The organism is Ruegeria sp. ABV3_008, assembly GCF_056161185.1.
The window spans coordinates 297,184-311,672 of sequence record NZ_JBSWYP010000001.1; the positions used below are offsets into that span (position 1 = coordinate 297,184).

Consider the following 14,489-nt stretch of genomic DNA (forward strand, 5'->3'; position numbering starts at 1 on the left):
GGGTCCGAGATTGCGGAGTGAATGGATGATGTTGATCGAAGAAACCGCCATCGCGGATGCGGCGCTGCCGGTGGATCAGTTCAAGGAGCATCTGCGGCTGGGCACGGGTTTCGCCGAGGGTGATACGCAAGATGAGGTTCTGACCGGTTTTCTGCGTGCAGCGATTGCAGCGATCGAGGCGCGCACCGGCAAGGTTCTGATCGAGCGGGAGTTTTCGTGGAGCCTGAACGGCTGGCGCGATCCCGAAAGCGAAACTCTGCCGGTGGCCCCGGTGGTTTCAGTTGGTGCGTTGACGCTAACGGACGCGCTGGGCGCTAAAACCTTGGCGGACAGCGCGACGTACAGGTTGGAGCGGGATGCGCAGCGCCCTCGGGTGCGAGCGGCGGGATCTTGTTTGCCGAGAATCCAGACGGGCGGATCGGTAAAAATCGCCTTCACGGCGGGCATGGCCGCCGATTGGGGCGGCTTACCCGCCGATCTGGGGCAGGCGGTTTTGCTGTTGGCGGCGCACTACTACGAATATCGCGACGAAACAGCCTTGGGCGCGGGGTGTATGCCCTTCGGTGTGACCAGCTTGATCCAACGCTATCGCACGGTGCGCTTCGGCGCCGGGGCGATGCAATGAACGCGCCTCAATTGAACCGCAAGCTGGAGCTTGAAGCACCGGTTCGCACCGCTGACGGTGCTGGGGGCTATACCGAAACCTGGGCCGCTTTGGGCTCGCTCTGGGCCGAGGTGAAGGCGCGCAACGGAGCTGAGCGGGCGGTCGGTGGGGCTTCGGTCTCGCGCGTTGGCTACCGGATCGTTGTGCGGGGCGCGCCTGAAGGGTCGAGCATGCGGCCCGCTCCGGACCAGCGGTTCCGCGAAGGTGCCCGCCGGTTCGTGATCCGCGCAGTCGCCGAGCGGGATCCGCGCGGTCAGTACCTGACCTGTTTTGCAGATGAAGAGGTGGCGGCATGAGTTATGGCGTTTCAGCCGCATTGCAGGCGGCGGTGTTTCAACAGCTGTCAGGCGATGCGCAGGTCAGCACGCTGTCGGGCGATGCGATTTACGACGCGGTGCCTGCCGGGACCATGCCGCAGACCTACGTGACTTTGGGCTCGGAAGAGGTGCGAGAGGCCTCGGACCGCGCGAACGCGGGGGCTGTTCATCGCTTCACGGTCTCGGTGGTGTCCGAGGCGGCAGGCTTTGGTGCCGCCAAGACGCTGGCTGGCGCGGTTTGTGACGCGCTGGAGGGTGCGGCGCTGAGTTTGGACCGGGGTCATCTGGTGGGCCTTTGGTTCGAACGCGCCAGCGCCCGACGCACGGGAACTGGCGGCGCGATCCGCCAGATCGACCTAAGATTCCGCGCCCGCGTGGAAGACGACTAAGCAATCAACGGAGAGAGCATATGGCTGCCCAGAACGGAAAAGACCTGTTGGTCAAAGTGGATATGAACGGCACGGGCCTGTTTGAGACCATCGCGGGCCTGCGCGCCACGCGGATCAGTTTCAACGCGGAAAGCGTCGATGTCACCAGCCTGGAAAGTCAAGGCGGATGGCGGGAGCTGCTGTCGGGGGCGGGGGTCAAGTCGGCCTCGATCTCGGGCTCGGGCGTGTTCAAGGATGCGGGCACGGATGAGCGCGCGCGTCAGTTGTTTTTTGACGGCGAGACACCCGGATTTCAGGTGATCATCCCCGATTTCGGCATTGTCGAAGGGCCGTTTCAGGTTAGCAGCATCGAATATGCGGGCTCGCATAACGGTGAGGCGACCTATGAGATGAGCATGGCAAGCGCCGGTGCGCTGAGCTTCACGGCGCTCTGATGGCCAATCCGTGGACGGGCGAGGTGGCACTGACCATCGATGGGGAGCAGCGGGTGCTCAAGCTGACATTGGGGGCCTTGGCGGAATTGGAACAGGAACTGGGGGCTGGATCTCTGGTCGAATTGGTGCAGCGGTTCGAAGGCGGTGCGTATTCCAGCGGTGACGTGCTGGCGCTGTTGGTCGCGGGTCTACGTGGCGGCGGCGCGCCGGTCACCCGCGATGAACTACTGCATGCCGAAATCGCAGGGGGGCCGATGGCCGGGGCCAAGGCGGCGGCCGAATTGCTGGCCCGCGCCTTCATGGTGCCGGAGCAGTGAGCGGGTTCGACTGGCCCGCGCTGATGCGGGCCGGGATCCTCGGCCTGCATCTGACGCCGGATCAGTTCTGGCGTCTGACCCCGGCCGAGTTGCGGCTGATGCTGGGGCAGGGTGCTGGGATGCCTGCGATGAACCGGAAGGGCCTCGACGCTTTGCTGGCGGCCTATCCGGACAAGGAACAAGGAGAGCGTGATGACGGATCGTGAAGGTTTTGACGACCTGCAGGAACGGGGCGAGTCGCTGGGCGATGCGCTGGGCGACGCGGCGAGCATGGCGGCGGCGTTTGATGGTCACTTGCAGCGGGTCAGGGCCGCCTTTGAAGAGACCGGCAAGGACGTTGCCACTCTGGAGCGGGGCCTGTCCGGCGGTTTGCGCAAGGCGTTTGACGGTGTGGTGTTGGACGGGATGAACCTGTCGGATGCGTTGGATGTGCTGAAGAACTCGATGATCCGCACGGCGTATTCGGCGGCGATCAAGCCGGTGACGGATCATTTCGGCGGCATGCTGGCCAGAGGGGTTGGCAGTCTGGTGCAGGGCATTCTGCCTTTTGCGGATGGCGGCAGCTTCAGCCAGGGCCGGGTGATGCCTTTTGCCAATGGCGGCGTGGTCAGTAGCCCGACGATGTTCCCGATGCGCGGTGGCACCGGCCTCATGGGCGAGGCAGGACCTGAGGCGATCATGCCTCTGGCGCGCGGCGCGGACGGCAAGCTGGGCGTGCGGACGCAGGGCGGCGGGCGTGCCGTGAATGTGGTGATGAATATCTCCACACCCGATGTGCAGGGGTTCCGCCGGTCGCAAGGCCAGATCGCGGCGCAGATGAGCCGCGCCTTGGGTCGCGGCAATCGCAACAGATAAGGGGAGCAGAAGATGAATTTCCACGAGGTGAGATTTCCCGCCAGCCTGAGCTTCGGCTCGGTCGGTGGTCCGGAACGGCGCACCGATATCGTGACGCTGGCCAACGGGTTTGAGGAACGCAACACGCCCTGGGCGCATTCGCGCAGGCGCTATGATGCCGGGCTGGGGATGCGGTCGCTGGATGACATCGAAACGATGATCTCGTTCTTCGAGGCGCGTCAGGGCCAGATGTACGGGTTCCGCTGGAAGGACTGGTCGGACTACAAGTCGGGATCAGCTACGGCTGATGTCGATCACGGCGATCAGGTCATCGCGCGGGGCGACGGAGAGCGTACCGAGTTTCAACTGGTGAAGACCTATAGCTCGGGCGGGGTCAGCTATGTGAGACCTATCACCAAACCCGTCCTCGGTACGGTGTGTCTGGGTCTGGATCAGGACGCCATGCGCGAAGGTGTCGACTATGAGGTCGATCTGGCCCGTGGGGTGGTCTCATTCGTGGCCCCTCCGCCCGAGCAAGTCGAGATCACGGCGGGGTTCGAGTTTGACGTGCCGGTGCGGTTTGACACCGATAAGATCCAGACCAGCGTAGCCAACTTTCAGGCCGGGGATGTGCCAAATGTCCCCGTGGTCGAGGTGCGCGTCTGATGGGCGGGGATACTCAGGCACTTCAAGCCCATCTGCAAGGCGGTCTGACCACGGTGTGCCGCTGCTGGGCGATCACCCGCAAGGATGGTCAGGTCTTTGGCTTCACCGATCACGATATGGAGCTGCGGTTCGACGGGCTGATCTTTCGGGCCAGCACCGGCCTGACCGCAGCCGCCATTGAACAGGCCACCGGGCTGTCGATCGACAATTCCGAGGCGATGGGCGCGCTGTCCGATGCCTCGGTCCGCGAGGATGATATCGAGGCCGGTCGCTTCGACGGCGCCGAGGTACGCGCTTGGCTGGTCAATTGGGCTACGCCCGAGCAGCGTGTGCTGCAGTTTCGCGGCTCGATTGGTGAGCTGCGGCGGGCGGGTGGAGCCTTTCACGCCGAGCTGCGCGGGCTGACCGATCTGCTGAACCGCCCTCTGGGGCGGATCTACCAGAAACCCTGCACCGCCGTCTTGGGGGATTCCGCGTGCCGATTTGCCTTAGGCCAGCCCGGCTATCAGGTCGAGGCTGAGGTCTCCGGTTTTGACGGAGGCGCGTCGCTTCGGCTGCTTGGTGGGACCTCCTCTGACGAAGCCTGGTTCGAACGGGGACGGTTGGATGTGACCTCGGGTGCGGCCAATGGGCTATGGGGGTCGATCAAACAGGACCGCCGGACGGAAGACGGGCGCGAGATCACTCTGTGGGCCAGCATCGGTGGTGGATTGGCCGTTGGAGACCGGGTGCGCCTGACCGCCGGTTGCGACAAACGGATGGAGACCTGTCGGTTGAAATTCAACAATTTTCTGAACTTTCAGGGCTTTCCGGATCTTCCGGGTGAAGACTGGGTGATGGCAGTGCCAAAGAAAGGCAACGCGAATACAGGCGGTAGCAGACGATGACGAAATGCAAGCAAGATGTCGTGGACACCGCACGCGCGTGGCTGGGCACGCCTTATGTGCATCAGGCCTCGGTTCGCGGGGCGGGGACGGATTGTCTGGGCCTGCTGCGCGGCGTGTGGCGCGAGGTGATCGGGCATGAACCCGAGGCGGTTCCCGTCTACAGCATGGACTGGTCCGAGCCGCAGGGTGAGGAACGCATGTGGGCAGCGGCGCGCAGGCACCTGAGCGAAAAGCCCTCAGCCGAAATGGCCGCCGGAGATGTGCTGCTGTTCCGGATGCGGGACAGCGGCGTTGCAAAACATCTGGGCATTGTCAGCAGCATCGACGAGGTGCCGCGTTTCATCCATGCCTATTCCGGACATGGCGTAGTCGAAAACGCCCTGAGCGACCCCTGGCGCCGCCGGGTGGTCGCCTGTTTTGAATTCCCGTTGGAGGGTCGCTGATGGCTACTATTCTTCTTTCCGCAGCAGGGGCTGCGTTGGGCGGCTCAATCGGCGGCACGGTGGCCGGTTTGTCCACCGCCATTGTCGGTCGGGCGGTCGGAGCCACGCTGGGCCGCGTGATCGACCAACGCATGATGAGCCAATCGGTCATGGGCAGTGGCAGCGAAGTGGTCGAGACCGGCCGCATGGACCGTTTCCGCCTAACCGAAACGGCCGAGGGCGCCCCCGTGGCCACGGTCTTTGGCCGTATGCGCGTGGGTGGTCAGGTAATCTGGGCCTCGGACTTTCTGGAGACCCGGACCACTAGCACACAATCCTCAGGCGGAGGCGGCAAGGGTTCGCCGAAACCGCCCAAAGTGACGACAACGACCTACAGCTATTCGATCTCTCTGGCGATTGCGGTCGGCGCAGGCGAGATCGCCGATGTCACGCGCGTCTGGGCCGATGGTGAGGAGCAAGAGCGCGCGAGCCTGAACATCCGTGTCTATCACGGGACGCAGGATCAACTCCCCGATCCCCTGATCGAGGCCGTCGAGGGCACCGGCAAAGTCCCGGCCTATCGCGGTACGGCCTATGTGGTGATCGAGGATTTCCAGCTGGCGTCCTTTGGCAACCGGGTGCCTCAGTTCTCGTTCGAAGTGGTGCGCCCCACACAGCCCGAAATGCCGGATCACGTGTCCGCGCTGGGCCAAATCGTCAAGGGCGTGGCCCTGATGCCGGGCACTGGTGAATATGCGCTGGCCAGCACTCAGGTGAACTATTCCCAAGGGCGCGGACGCAGTTGGGCGGCCAATGTCAACTCAGCCTCGGGCGAGCCGGATCTGATCACCTCGACCAAAGCGCTGGCGCGTGAGCTGCCGGGCTGCGAGGCGGCCTCCCTGATTGTGTCGTGGTTCGGAAATGACCTGCGCTGCGGTGACTGTCAGATCATGCCCAAGGTGGTGCGCGATGACATAGATGGTGTGAACATGCCCTGGGTCGTGTCGGACCTGCGGCGCAATACGGCCCAAGTGGTCCAGCATCAGGATGACCGGCCTGTTTATGGTGGCACCCCGGCGGATGGCGCGGTTGTGCAGGCGATCCAGCATCTGAAGGAGACCGGCAAGGATGTGATGTTCTACCCGTTCATCCTGATGGATCAGTTGCAACAGAACGGCTTGCCCGATCCATGGTCGGATGGCGAGCAACCGCATCTGCCCTGGCGCGGACGGATCACGCTTGACGTGGCTCCGGGGCGCGACGGGTCGCCGGACCAGACAGCCGCCGCTGACGCGCAAGTTGCCGCGTTTTTCGGGGCAGCTCAGGTCAGCGATTTTGGCATCAGCGCGGGGCAGGTGACTTATTCTGGCCCGGACGAATGGGGGCTGCGTCGCTTTATCCTGCACTACGCCACCCTCTGCCAAATTGCAGGTGGCGTAAGTTCCTTTTGCATCAGTTCAGAGATGCGGGGTCTGACGCAAATTCGCGGAGAAAGCGGCTTTCCTGCCGTCGAACAGCTGCGCCAACTGGCTGAGGATGTGCGGCAGATTTTGGGACCGGATACCAAGATCGGCTACGCAGCGGATTGGAGCGAATACTTCGGCTATCAACCCACGGGAACGGGAGACAGGTTCTTTCACCTCGATCCCCTTTGGGCGGATGACAATATCGACTTTGTCGGTATCGATAACTACATGCCTCTGTCAGATTGGCGCGATGGCGAAGACCATCAGGATGCCGATGCCGGGTCGATCTACAATCTGGATTACCTGCGCGCCAATGTCGAAGGCGGCGAGGGCTATGACTGGTACTACGCTTCGCCCGAGGAGGCCGAGGCGCAGATTCGCACTCCGATCGAAGACAGCACCCATGATGAGCCCTGGATCTGGCGCTACAAGGACCTGCGCAACTGGTGGTCGAATTGGCATCACGAACGGATTGGCGACGTGCGCCAGAATAATCCGACCGATTGGGTGCCGGGGTCCAAGCCGATCTGGTTTACGGAACTGGGTTGTGCCGCCGTGGATAAAGGCACCAATCAGCCGAACAAGTTTCTCGACCCCAAATCCTCGGAATCGAGCCTGCCGCCGCATTCCAACGGCCTCAGGGACGACTTCATTCAGGTGCAATATCTGACGGCAACGCTGGGCTACTGGTCCGAGCCCCAGAACAACCCGGTATCCGAGATTTATGACGGCCCAATGCTGGACCTCTCCAACGCCTATGTCTGGGCCTGGGACGCGCGGCCATATCCCACCTTTCCGAACCTGCGAAGCCAATGGGACGATGGCGAAAACTATGCCCGAGGGCATTGGCTGAACGGTCGATCCGGCGCGCGCACGCTGGCCTCGGTTGTGACCGAAATCTGCCATGGTGCAGGGGTCACGGACATTGATGTCTCGCAGCTCTATGGCGTGGTCCGGGGCTATGCGGTCGAGGACGTCTCGGACGCGCGTTCGGCGTTGCAGCCGTTGATGCTGCGCTATGGGTTTGACGCGATTGAACGGGATGGTGTCCTGCGGTTCCAGACGCGCGACGGCTTTGGTGCTGTGGCGCTGGACCCGGATCACCTGGCCGTCAGCTCCGATCTCGACGGTACAGTGGAGTACCGCCGTGAGGGCGAGGCCGAGATGACCGGACGTGTTCGCCTGCGCTTTGTTCAATCGGATGCCGATCACGATCTGGTCGCGGAAGAGGCCGTGCTGCCTGACGCGCAGACCCATGCGGTCGCGGTGAACGAGATGCCCCTGTCCATGACCCGTGCTGAGGGTCGCCAGACTGCCGAGCGCTGGCTCAGCGAGGCGCGCTTGTCCCGCGACACCGCCCGTTTTGCCTTGCCCCCGTCCATGCTGCATCTGGGCGCCGGAGACGTGGTGCGCCTGTTAGAACAGGACGGCAGTGCGCTCTACCGTATCGACCGGTTGGAAAAAGCGGATCTGCAACTGGCCGAGGCGGTGCGGATTGAACGCGGTGTCTACACGGCCAACGGGTTGCAGGATGATCCGGTCGCGATCCGGCCCTTCGTCGCCCCTGTACCGGTGGCGCCTGTGTTCATGGACCTGCCTCTGTTGACGGGGACAGAAGCTCCGCACGCGCCGTATCTCGCCGCATCGGCCGATCCTTGGCCTGGCAACGTCGCCGTTCATGTGTCGTCCCGAGATGAGGACTATGCGCTGCGCGACGTCATTGCAGATCAGGCGGTGATGGGCTTTACCGAAACGCCGCTGCATCGCGCCTCAGCAGGGATCTGGGATGAGGGCGCGCCCCTGCGGGTCAAACTGATTGACGGCATTCTGGAGTCCCGTCCGCGCACATCCTTGCTGAATGGGGCCAATTTGGCGGCCATCGGTGACGGAGCACCGGGTAATTGGGAGGTGTTCCAGTTCTCTGACGCTGCCCTGCAAGAGCCGGGGGTCTATGCCCTCTCTGGTCGCCTGCGTGGTCAGCTCGGAACGGATGCCCTGATGCCCGACGTCTGGCCCGAAGGATCAACTTTCGTCCTGCTGGACGAACGCGTTGCGCAGACCAACCTCTTGCCAAGCGAGCGGCGCGTGGCCCGGCACTTTCGGATCGGCCCGGCTTCGCGCGGGTATGACGACCCATCCTACGAGCATCTGGTCGAGGCTTTCGACGGGAACGGCCTACGCCCCTACGCGCCGGTACATGTGTCTGTGCAGACCGCGTCGGACGGGGATACGTTCAGTTGGATCAGGCGCACGCGGATCGAAGGAGATGACTGGGCGGGGCTGGATGTCCCACTGGGCGAGGAAAGCGAGTCCTACATCATCCGTGTCCGGGCCAACGGGGCTTTGGTCCGCGAAGAGATCGTGCCTGAACCGCGCTGGGCCTATACCGAAGCCGCGAAGTCCGCCGATGGTTTGACAGGTGGATATGCGGTCGAGATCGCGCAAATCTCGGCCACTTATGGCGCTGGCCCGGCGGCGCGCATTCAGGTCGCGTAAGACCTGTGCGCCCCGTCCTCCACGGAGATGTCAGCGCTGCGGCACGCGCCTTGTTGGCCGTGCCGCAGCGCAGCCGCCGAACGCTCTGTATCAAGATGGTGGCCGAGGCCGAACTGGCCGACCGCCATGTCCAGCGCACTGGGCGGCTGCACCCGGCCTATGGCAACGGATCCCTGATGACAGTGGCCCGCACGCGGGTGCTGGCGGATGAACCGAACTTTGATGATCCGCACTATTGCCAGTGTTTTGAGATGGTTTTGCGTCAGCTGATACGATTTCAGACCCTGCGAGCGCTGGGCTGACTGTCATAATTGCCAAGAGGTGCAAGACCCCTCTTGGAACACATTCATTTTGGTTAAGTTACAGATCACGGGTTTGCGTTTGGCGTTTTTACCACTAAATGGCATGCTAGGCGCAGCAAAGGATCAAAGCCATGTTTGAAAAGCGCAGCCACGTGACCCCCGTCGACCCGGTCTGGAACCGGATCACGACCGAGGCCCATACCGCCGTTGAGCAAGAGCCGCTGATGGGCGGGCTGGTGCATGCCTGTATTCTGCATCACCGCAGCCTTGAGCGGGCATTGTCGTACCGAGTGGCGGCCAAGCTGTGTTCGAACGAGATGTCGATGATGGTCCTGCGTGAGATCGTGGACGAGGCCTATGCCGACGACCCTAGCTTGATTGAGGCTGCGCGCGCGGACCTGATGGCCGTGTACGAACGCGACCCAGCCTGCCACCGACTACTGCAGCCGATCCTCTATTTTAAAGGGTATCAGGCGATGCAGGCCTATCGTGTGGCCCACTGGTTGTGGCGCAAGGGACGGCATGATTTGGCCTATTTCTTCCAGATGCGGTCGTCTGAGATTTTCGGCATCGACATTCACCCCGCCGCCAGGATCGGCAAAGGGATCATGATCGACCACGCCCATTCCATCGTGATTGGTGAGACTGCTGTGGTTGGTGACAATGTCTCGATGCTGCATTCTGTGACTTTGGGCGGAACCGGCAAGGAAGAAGAGCAGCGCCACCCAAAGATCGGTGATGGAGTTCTGATTGGTGCCGGGGCCAAGGTTCTTGGCAACATTGAGGTCGGCCACTGCAGCCGGATCGCCGCCGGATCGGTGGTGCTGCAAGAGGTTCCGGCTTGCAAGACAGTTGCCGGCATCCCGGCCAAAATCGTGGGCGAGGCGGGGTGCGATCAGCCCTCGATCTCGATGGACCACATGCTGGGCAAGGACCAGTAAAAATCAGTTTGAGCGGTTGTTCTTTCTTTTCAACCGCTCTTGCCGTCTTTGTTCCCTGCGTTCCTTACGCTTGTCGATGCGTTGCTGGCGCTCAGCCTTTTGCTGGGCGATCACGGCTGGATCACTGGATTTGAACCTGGAGTTTTCGCCCGGATAGCTGTTGGGTTTTGCGAATGCCATGTCCGCCGCAGTTGCGGACGCGGCAACGACAAGCAATATCTTGGTCAAATCAAAAAAGCGCATGGACCACCTTTGGCTTTTAAAACCGTCTGTTTTTAAGGTGGGAGAGCGCGGTTGCTGAGGCAACCTTTCGGGCGATCACGCTTGCTCACATCATGGCCGTGATCGCGAGAGCACCCGCCGAGGTCGGACCCCGGCAGGCAGAGTTTGATCAGGCCAGCATGACCATCGGATTTTCCAGATTTTCGACGATGGCTTGCAGCAGCTGAGCCCCAAGCGCGCCGTCGATGACCCGGTGATCCACGGACATCGTGACGGACATCACGGTTGCAACCGTCAGCTCTCCGTCGTCGCCTACGACCGGTTTCTTCAGGCCGGTTCCGACCGCCAGAATTCCGGCATGTGGCGGGTTCACGATGGCGTCGAAATTGTCGATGCCGAACATGCCCAGGTTCGAAACCGCGAATGTGCCGCCCTGGTATTCATGCGGGGCCAGCTTGCGTTCGCGGGCGCGACCGGCAAGGTCCTTCATCTCGGTCGACAGGGCAGACAGAGACTTGGTGTCGGCATCCTGCAGGACCGGAGTGAACAGACCGCCTTCGATCGCAACCGCAACGGCCACATCAGACGGTTTCAACTGCAGCACGCGGTCGCCCGCCCAGACTGCGTTGCATTCGGGGACCTGCTGCAGCGCGTTGGCGACAGCTTTGATGATGAAGTCATTGACGCTGAGCTTTACGCCACGGCCTTCCAACTGCTTGTTCAACTGGCTGCGGAACTTGAGGAGTGCATCGAGCTTGATATCGCGGCGCAGGTAGAAATGTGGGATGGTCTGCTTGGCCTCGGACAGGCGCGCGGCAATGGTCTTGCGCATGCCGTCGAGCTTGATTTCCTCGTAGTCGCGACCATCGTACATCTTGGCCACAGCATCTGCCGATGGGCCAGCCGGTGCCGCCGTTGCGGGCGCGGCTGCTGCTGCAGGGGCCGGAGCGGCTGCAGCTGGCGTCGCAGCTACGCTTTCGACATCCGCTTTGACGATGCGACCATGCGGGCCCGAGCCAGTGATCTGTGCCAAATCAAGGCCCTTTTGCGCTGCGATGCGACGGGCCAGCGGTGAGGCGAAAATACGACCGCCATCGGCCTTGGCCGGTGCTGCCGGGGCAGGGGCGTGCGCCTCGGACGCCGCTGGCGCGGCGACCTCGTTGCCCGCGGCAGCTGTAGGCGCAGCCGCTGGGGCCGGGGCCGGTGCAGCGCCGATGTCATCGACGCTTTCGCCATCTTCCAGCAGGACTGCGATGGCAGTGTTTACCTTGACCCCTTCGGAGCCTTCCGGGATCAGGATCTTGCCGATGGTGCCTTCGTCAACGGCCTCGAACTCCATCGTGGCTTTGTCGGTTTCGATCTCGGCCAGCAGGTCGCCGGAGGAGACGGTGTCGCCCTCTTTGACCAGCCATTTGGCAAGGGTGCCTTCCTCCATAGTCGGAGACAGGGCGGGCATTAGGATTTCGGTGGGCATTTCAGCGCTCCTCAATCAGAGTAATTTGGTCAAAGGGCGCCTTGGGGCGCCCGGTGCCGCGTGCGAGCGTCGCAATCGCAGCCTCGATTTTTTCTTTGTTCTCCGCCATCCAGACATAGGCGGTCTGGTGAGAGGGGCGCGCGCCTATCAACCGCATATCCGCCGCCAATCGTTCGGGCACAAGCGCCCGTACGATGCGGTTGTCGATGTCAATCTCGACACGGTAGCATTCGGTTGCTGGATCGCGGCCCCTGATCTCCATTACCGGTAGGTCACCTGTTTGACGGCAGCGATCACCTCATCCGTGGTGATCAGGGCCAGCTTTTCGAGGTTCGCGGCATAGGGCATCGGAACATCCTTGCCGGTGCAGTTGATGACCGGCGCGTCGAGATAGTCGAACGCCTCTTGCATCACGACCGAGCTGATGTAGCTGCCGACCGAGCCTTGGGGCCAGCCTTCTTCGACTGTCACGAGACGGTTGGTCTTCATCACCGAGTTGATGATCGCGCCAGTGTCCATCGGACGGATGGTACGCAGGTCGATGACCTCCGCGCTGATGCCCTCTTCGGCCAGTTTATCGGCGGCTTCGAGGGCATATTGCATGCCGATACCGAAGCTGACGATGGTCACATCCGAGCCTTCGCGCCAAATGCGAGCCTTGCCCAGAGGAATGGCTAGGTCATCCACTTGCGGCACGTCGAATGTGCGTCCGTAGAGGATTTCGTTTTCCAGGAAGATCACCGGGTTGGGGTCGCGGATCGCCGATTTCAGCAGGCCTTTGGCATCAGCGGCCGAGTACGGCATCACGACTTTCAGGCCGGGGATCTGCATGTACCATGCGGCGTAATCTTGAGAGTGCTGCGCGGCCACGCGGGCGGCGGCACCGTTGGGGCCACGGAACACGATGGGGCAGCCCATCTGACCGCCGGACATGTAGAGCGTCTTGGCGGCGGAGTTGATGATCTGGTCGATCGCCTGCATGGCGAAATTGAAGGTCATGAACTCGACGATGGGTTTCAGGCCACCAAAGGCAGAGCCCACCGCGATACCGGCAAAGCCATGCTCGGTGATTGGGGTGTCGATCACGCGTTTGGGGCCAAACTCGTCCAGAAGGCCTTGGCTGATTTTATAGGCGCCCTGATATTCGGCGACTTCTTCACCCATCAGGTAAACGTCTTCGTCGCCGCGCATCTCTTCGGCCATCGCATCGCGGAGCGCTTCGCGGACGGTTTCGGTCTTCATTTCTGCGTCGGCGGGCCAATCGGGCGAGAGGTCCACAACCGGAGCGGCCGGGGCGGCAGCTGCGGGAGCGGGGGCCTCAACCGCCGCAGGGGCGGCCTCGGTCACCGCTGCGGCTGCGGGGGCAGCCGCGGGCAGGGCGGAGGCATCTTCGCCTTCTTCAACAAGGATCGCGATGGGGGCGTTGACCTTGACCCCTTCGGTGCCCTCGCTGATCAGGATTTTGCCGACGATGCCTTCGTCAACGGCCTCGAACTCCATCGTGGCCTTGTCGGTTTCGATCTCGGCCATGATGTCGCCGGAAGATACGGTGTCGCCTTCCTTGACCAGCCATTTGGCCAGCGTGCCCTCTTCCATTGTGGGCGAAAGGGCGGGCATGAGAATTTCGGTTGCCATGTCTTATTCGTCCTCTCAGGCGTAAATGTCTGTCCAGAGCTCGTCCAGCGACGGCTCGGGGCTTTCTTTCGAGAATTCGGCGGCCTGGTTGACGACCTCTTTGATCTCTTTGTCGATCGCCTTCAGGTCATCTTCGGTCGCGTGTTTGCCGGTCAGCAGCAGCTCGCGCACATGTTCGATCGGGTCGCTTTGCTCGCGGACCTTCTGAACTTCTTCGCGGGTGCGGTACTTGGCCGGGTCGGACATCGAGTGACCACGGTAGCGGTAGGTCTTGACCTCAAGGATGTAGGGGCCTTTGCCTGCGCGGCAGTGGGCGACGGCTTTCTCGCCTGCGGCTTTGACGGCCAGAACATCCATGCCGTTGACCATTTCGCCCGGGATCCCGAAGGCCTGACCACGGTGATAGATATCCGCCGAAGAGGTCGAGCGCGCTTGCGCCGTGCCCATCGCATATTGGTTGTTCTCGATCACGAAGACGACCGGCAGATCCCAGAGGGCGGCCATGTTGAATGTCTCGTAGACCTGACCCTGGTTGGCAGCACCGTCACCAAAATAGGTGAAGGTCACGCCGCCGTTTTCTTTATACTTGTCTGCAAAGGCCAGACCCGCGCCTAGCGGGACCTGAGCGCCAACGATGCCGTGGCCGCCGTAGAAATGCTTCTCTTTCGAGAACATGTGCATCGAGCCGCCTTTGCCTTTGGACAGGCCGCCCTCGCGCCCGGTCAGTTCGGCCATCACGCCGCCCGGATCCATGCCGCAGGCCAGCATGTGGCCGTGGTCACGATAGGATGTGATGCGTTTGTCGCCTTCTTTCGCAGCAGCCTCAAGGCCGACAACAACCGCTTCCTGTCCGATGTAGAGGTGGCAGAAACCACCAATCAGACCCATACCGTAAAGTTGCCCCGCCTTTTCTTCGAATCGACGGATCAACAGCATTTCGCGGTAGTAGGTTTTCAGCTCTTCCGCAGAAACGTTTGGTTTCTTTGTGGTTTTTCGCGCAGCCATTGTGGCGATCTCCCCCTT

At 62.1% G+C, this 14,489-nt stretch carries 18 protein-coding genes; 13 read left to right on the forward strand and 5 right to left on the reverse strand.

Translation table 11 applies throughout. The features are described from left to right. The first annotated feature begins 25 nt into the window (after positions 1-25). The 13 genes from ACXAH8_RS01470 to cysE all read left to right on the forward strand — a co-directional run bounded on the left by ACXAH8_RS01470 (position 26) and on the right by cysE (position 10,135). Positions 26-625: a head-tail connector protein gene (locus ACXAH8_RS01470; RefSeq protein WP_475215476.1), complete on the forward strand. Its 600-nt coding sequence runs from the start codon at positions 26-28 to the stop codon at positions 623-625. Next, positions 622-960: a phage head closure protein gene (locus ACXAH8_RS01475; RefSeq protein ID WP_475215477.1), complete on the forward strand. Its 339-nt coding sequence runs from the start codon at positions 622-624 to the stop codon at positions 958-960. The genes ACXAH8_RS01470 and ACXAH8_RS01475 overlap by 4 nt, the downstream gene beginning before the upstream one ends. Next, positions 957-1,370 (forward strand): DUF3168 domain-containing protein, encoded by a 414-nt coding sequence (locus tag ACXAH8_RS01480; RefSeq protein WP_475215478.1) that lies wholly within the window; start codon positions 957-959, stop codon positions 1,368-1,370. Before ACXAH8_RS01475 ends, ACXAH8_RS01480 begins: the two co-directional genes overlap by 4 nt. A 20-nt stretch (positions 1,371-1,390) precedes the next feature. Next, positions 1,391-1,804, forward strand: coding sequence for a phage major tail protein, TP901-1 family (locus tag ACXAH8_RS01485; protein WP_170779913.1), 414 nt, complete (start codon positions 1,391-1,393; stop codon positions 1,802-1,804). Beyond that, positions 1,804-2,121: a gene transfer agent family protein gene (locus tag ACXAH8_RS01490; protein WP_475215480.1), complete on the forward strand. Its 318-nt coding sequence runs from the start codon at positions 1,804-1,806 to the stop codon at positions 2,119-2,121. Before ACXAH8_RS01485 ends, ACXAH8_RS01490 begins: the two co-directional genes overlap by 1 nt. Continuing rightward, positions 2,118-2,327 (forward strand): rcc01693 family protein, encoded by a 210-nt coding sequence (locus tag ACXAH8_RS01495; RefSeq protein WP_475215481.1) that lies wholly within the window; start codon positions 2,118-2,120, stop codon positions 2,325-2,327. The genes ACXAH8_RS01490 and ACXAH8_RS01495 overlap by 4 nt, the downstream gene beginning before the upstream one ends. After that, a complete protein-coding gene (locus ACXAH8_RS01500; RefSeq protein ID WP_475215483.1) occupies positions 2,314-2,976 on the forward strand; it encodes a phage tail tape measure protein in 663 nt (220 codons plus the stop codon). The genes ACXAH8_RS01495 and ACXAH8_RS01500 overlap by 14 nt, the downstream gene beginning before the upstream one ends. A gap of 12 nt (positions 2,977-2,988) precedes the next feature. Further along, on the forward strand, positions 2,989-3,621 hold the full coding sequence (locus ACXAH8_RS01505; protein WP_475215485.1) for a phage distal tail protein, Rcc01695 family: 633 nt from the start codon (positions 2,989-2,991) through the stop codon (positions 3,619-3,621). After that, complete coding sequence (locus ACXAH8_RS01510) at positions 3,621-4,508, forward strand: DUF2163 domain-containing protein (protein ID WP_475215486.1); 888 nt, start codon at positions 3,621-3,623, stop codon at positions 4,506-4,508. The genes ACXAH8_RS01505 and ACXAH8_RS01510 overlap by 1 nt, the downstream gene beginning before the upstream one ends. Beyond that, entirely contained in the window at positions 4,505-4,951 is a 447-nt protein-coding gene (locus ACXAH8_RS01515; protein ID WP_475215487.1) for an NlpC/P60 family protein, read from the forward strand. Before ACXAH8_RS01510 ends, ACXAH8_RS01515 begins: the two co-directional genes overlap by 4 nt. Then, positions 4,951-8,892, forward strand: a complete 3,942-nt coding sequence (locus tag ACXAH8_RS01520; RefSeq protein ID WP_475215490.1) for a baseplate multidomain protein megatron — start codon at positions 4,951-4,953, stop codon at positions 8,890-8,892. Before ACXAH8_RS01515 ends, ACXAH8_RS01520 begins: the two co-directional genes overlap by 1 nt. Positions 8,893-8,897: 5 nt before the next feature. Then, a complete protein-coding gene (locus tag ACXAH8_RS01525) occupies positions 8,898-9,194 on the forward strand; it encodes a DUF7742 family protein (protein WP_170721813.1) in 297 nt (98 codons plus the stop codon). A gap of 131 nt (positions 9,195-9,325) precedes the next feature. Next, a complete protein-coding gene (cysE, locus tag ACXAH8_RS01530; RefSeq protein ID WP_170374012.1) occupies positions 9,326-10,135 on the forward strand; it encodes a serine O-acetyltransferase in 810 nt (269 codons plus the stop codon). Positions 10,136-10,138: 3 nt separating this feature from the next. On the opposite strand, the gene ACXAH8_RS01535 is transcribed toward cysE, so the two are convergent. From ACXAH8_RS01535 to pdhA, 5 genes are all read right to left on the reverse strand, one after another. Beyond that, the gene (locus ACXAH8_RS01535) at positions 10,139-10,441 is read right to left on the reverse strand and encodes a hypothetical protein (RefSeq protein ID WP_475215493.1); all 303 of its coding nucleotides are present in this window, start codon (positions 10,439-10,441) and stop codon (positions 10,139-10,141) included. Between the two features lie 85 nt (positions 10,442-10,526). Further along, positions 10,527-11,831, reverse strand: coding sequence for a pyruvate dehydrogenase complex dihydrolipoamide acetyltransferase (locus ACXAH8_RS01540; protein WP_475215495.1), 1,305 nt, complete (start codon positions 11,829-11,831; stop codon positions 10,527-10,529). 1 nt (position 11,832) lies between these two features. Further along, the gene (locus ACXAH8_RS01545) at positions 11,833-12,093 is read right to left on the reverse strand and encodes a hypothetical protein (RefSeq protein WP_170374009.1); all 261 of its coding nucleotides are present in this window, start codon (positions 12,091-12,093) and stop codon (positions 11,833-11,835) included. Further along, positions 12,093-13,466 (reverse strand): pyruvate dehydrogenase complex E1 component subunit beta, encoded by a 1,374-nt coding sequence (locus tag ACXAH8_RS01550; RefSeq protein ID WP_475215500.1) that lies wholly within the window; start codon positions 13,464-13,466, stop codon positions 12,093-12,095. The genes ACXAH8_RS01545 and ACXAH8_RS01550 overlap by 1 nt, the downstream gene beginning before the upstream one ends. 15 nt (positions 13,467-13,481) lie before the next feature. Next, complete coding sequence (pdhA, locus tag ACXAH8_RS01555; protein WP_170374007.1) at positions 13,482-14,471, reverse strand: pyruvate dehydrogenase (acetyl-transferring) E1 component subunit alpha; 990 nt, start codon at positions 14,469-14,471, stop codon at positions 13,482-13,484. Positions 14,472-14,489: the final 18 nt, after the last annotated feature.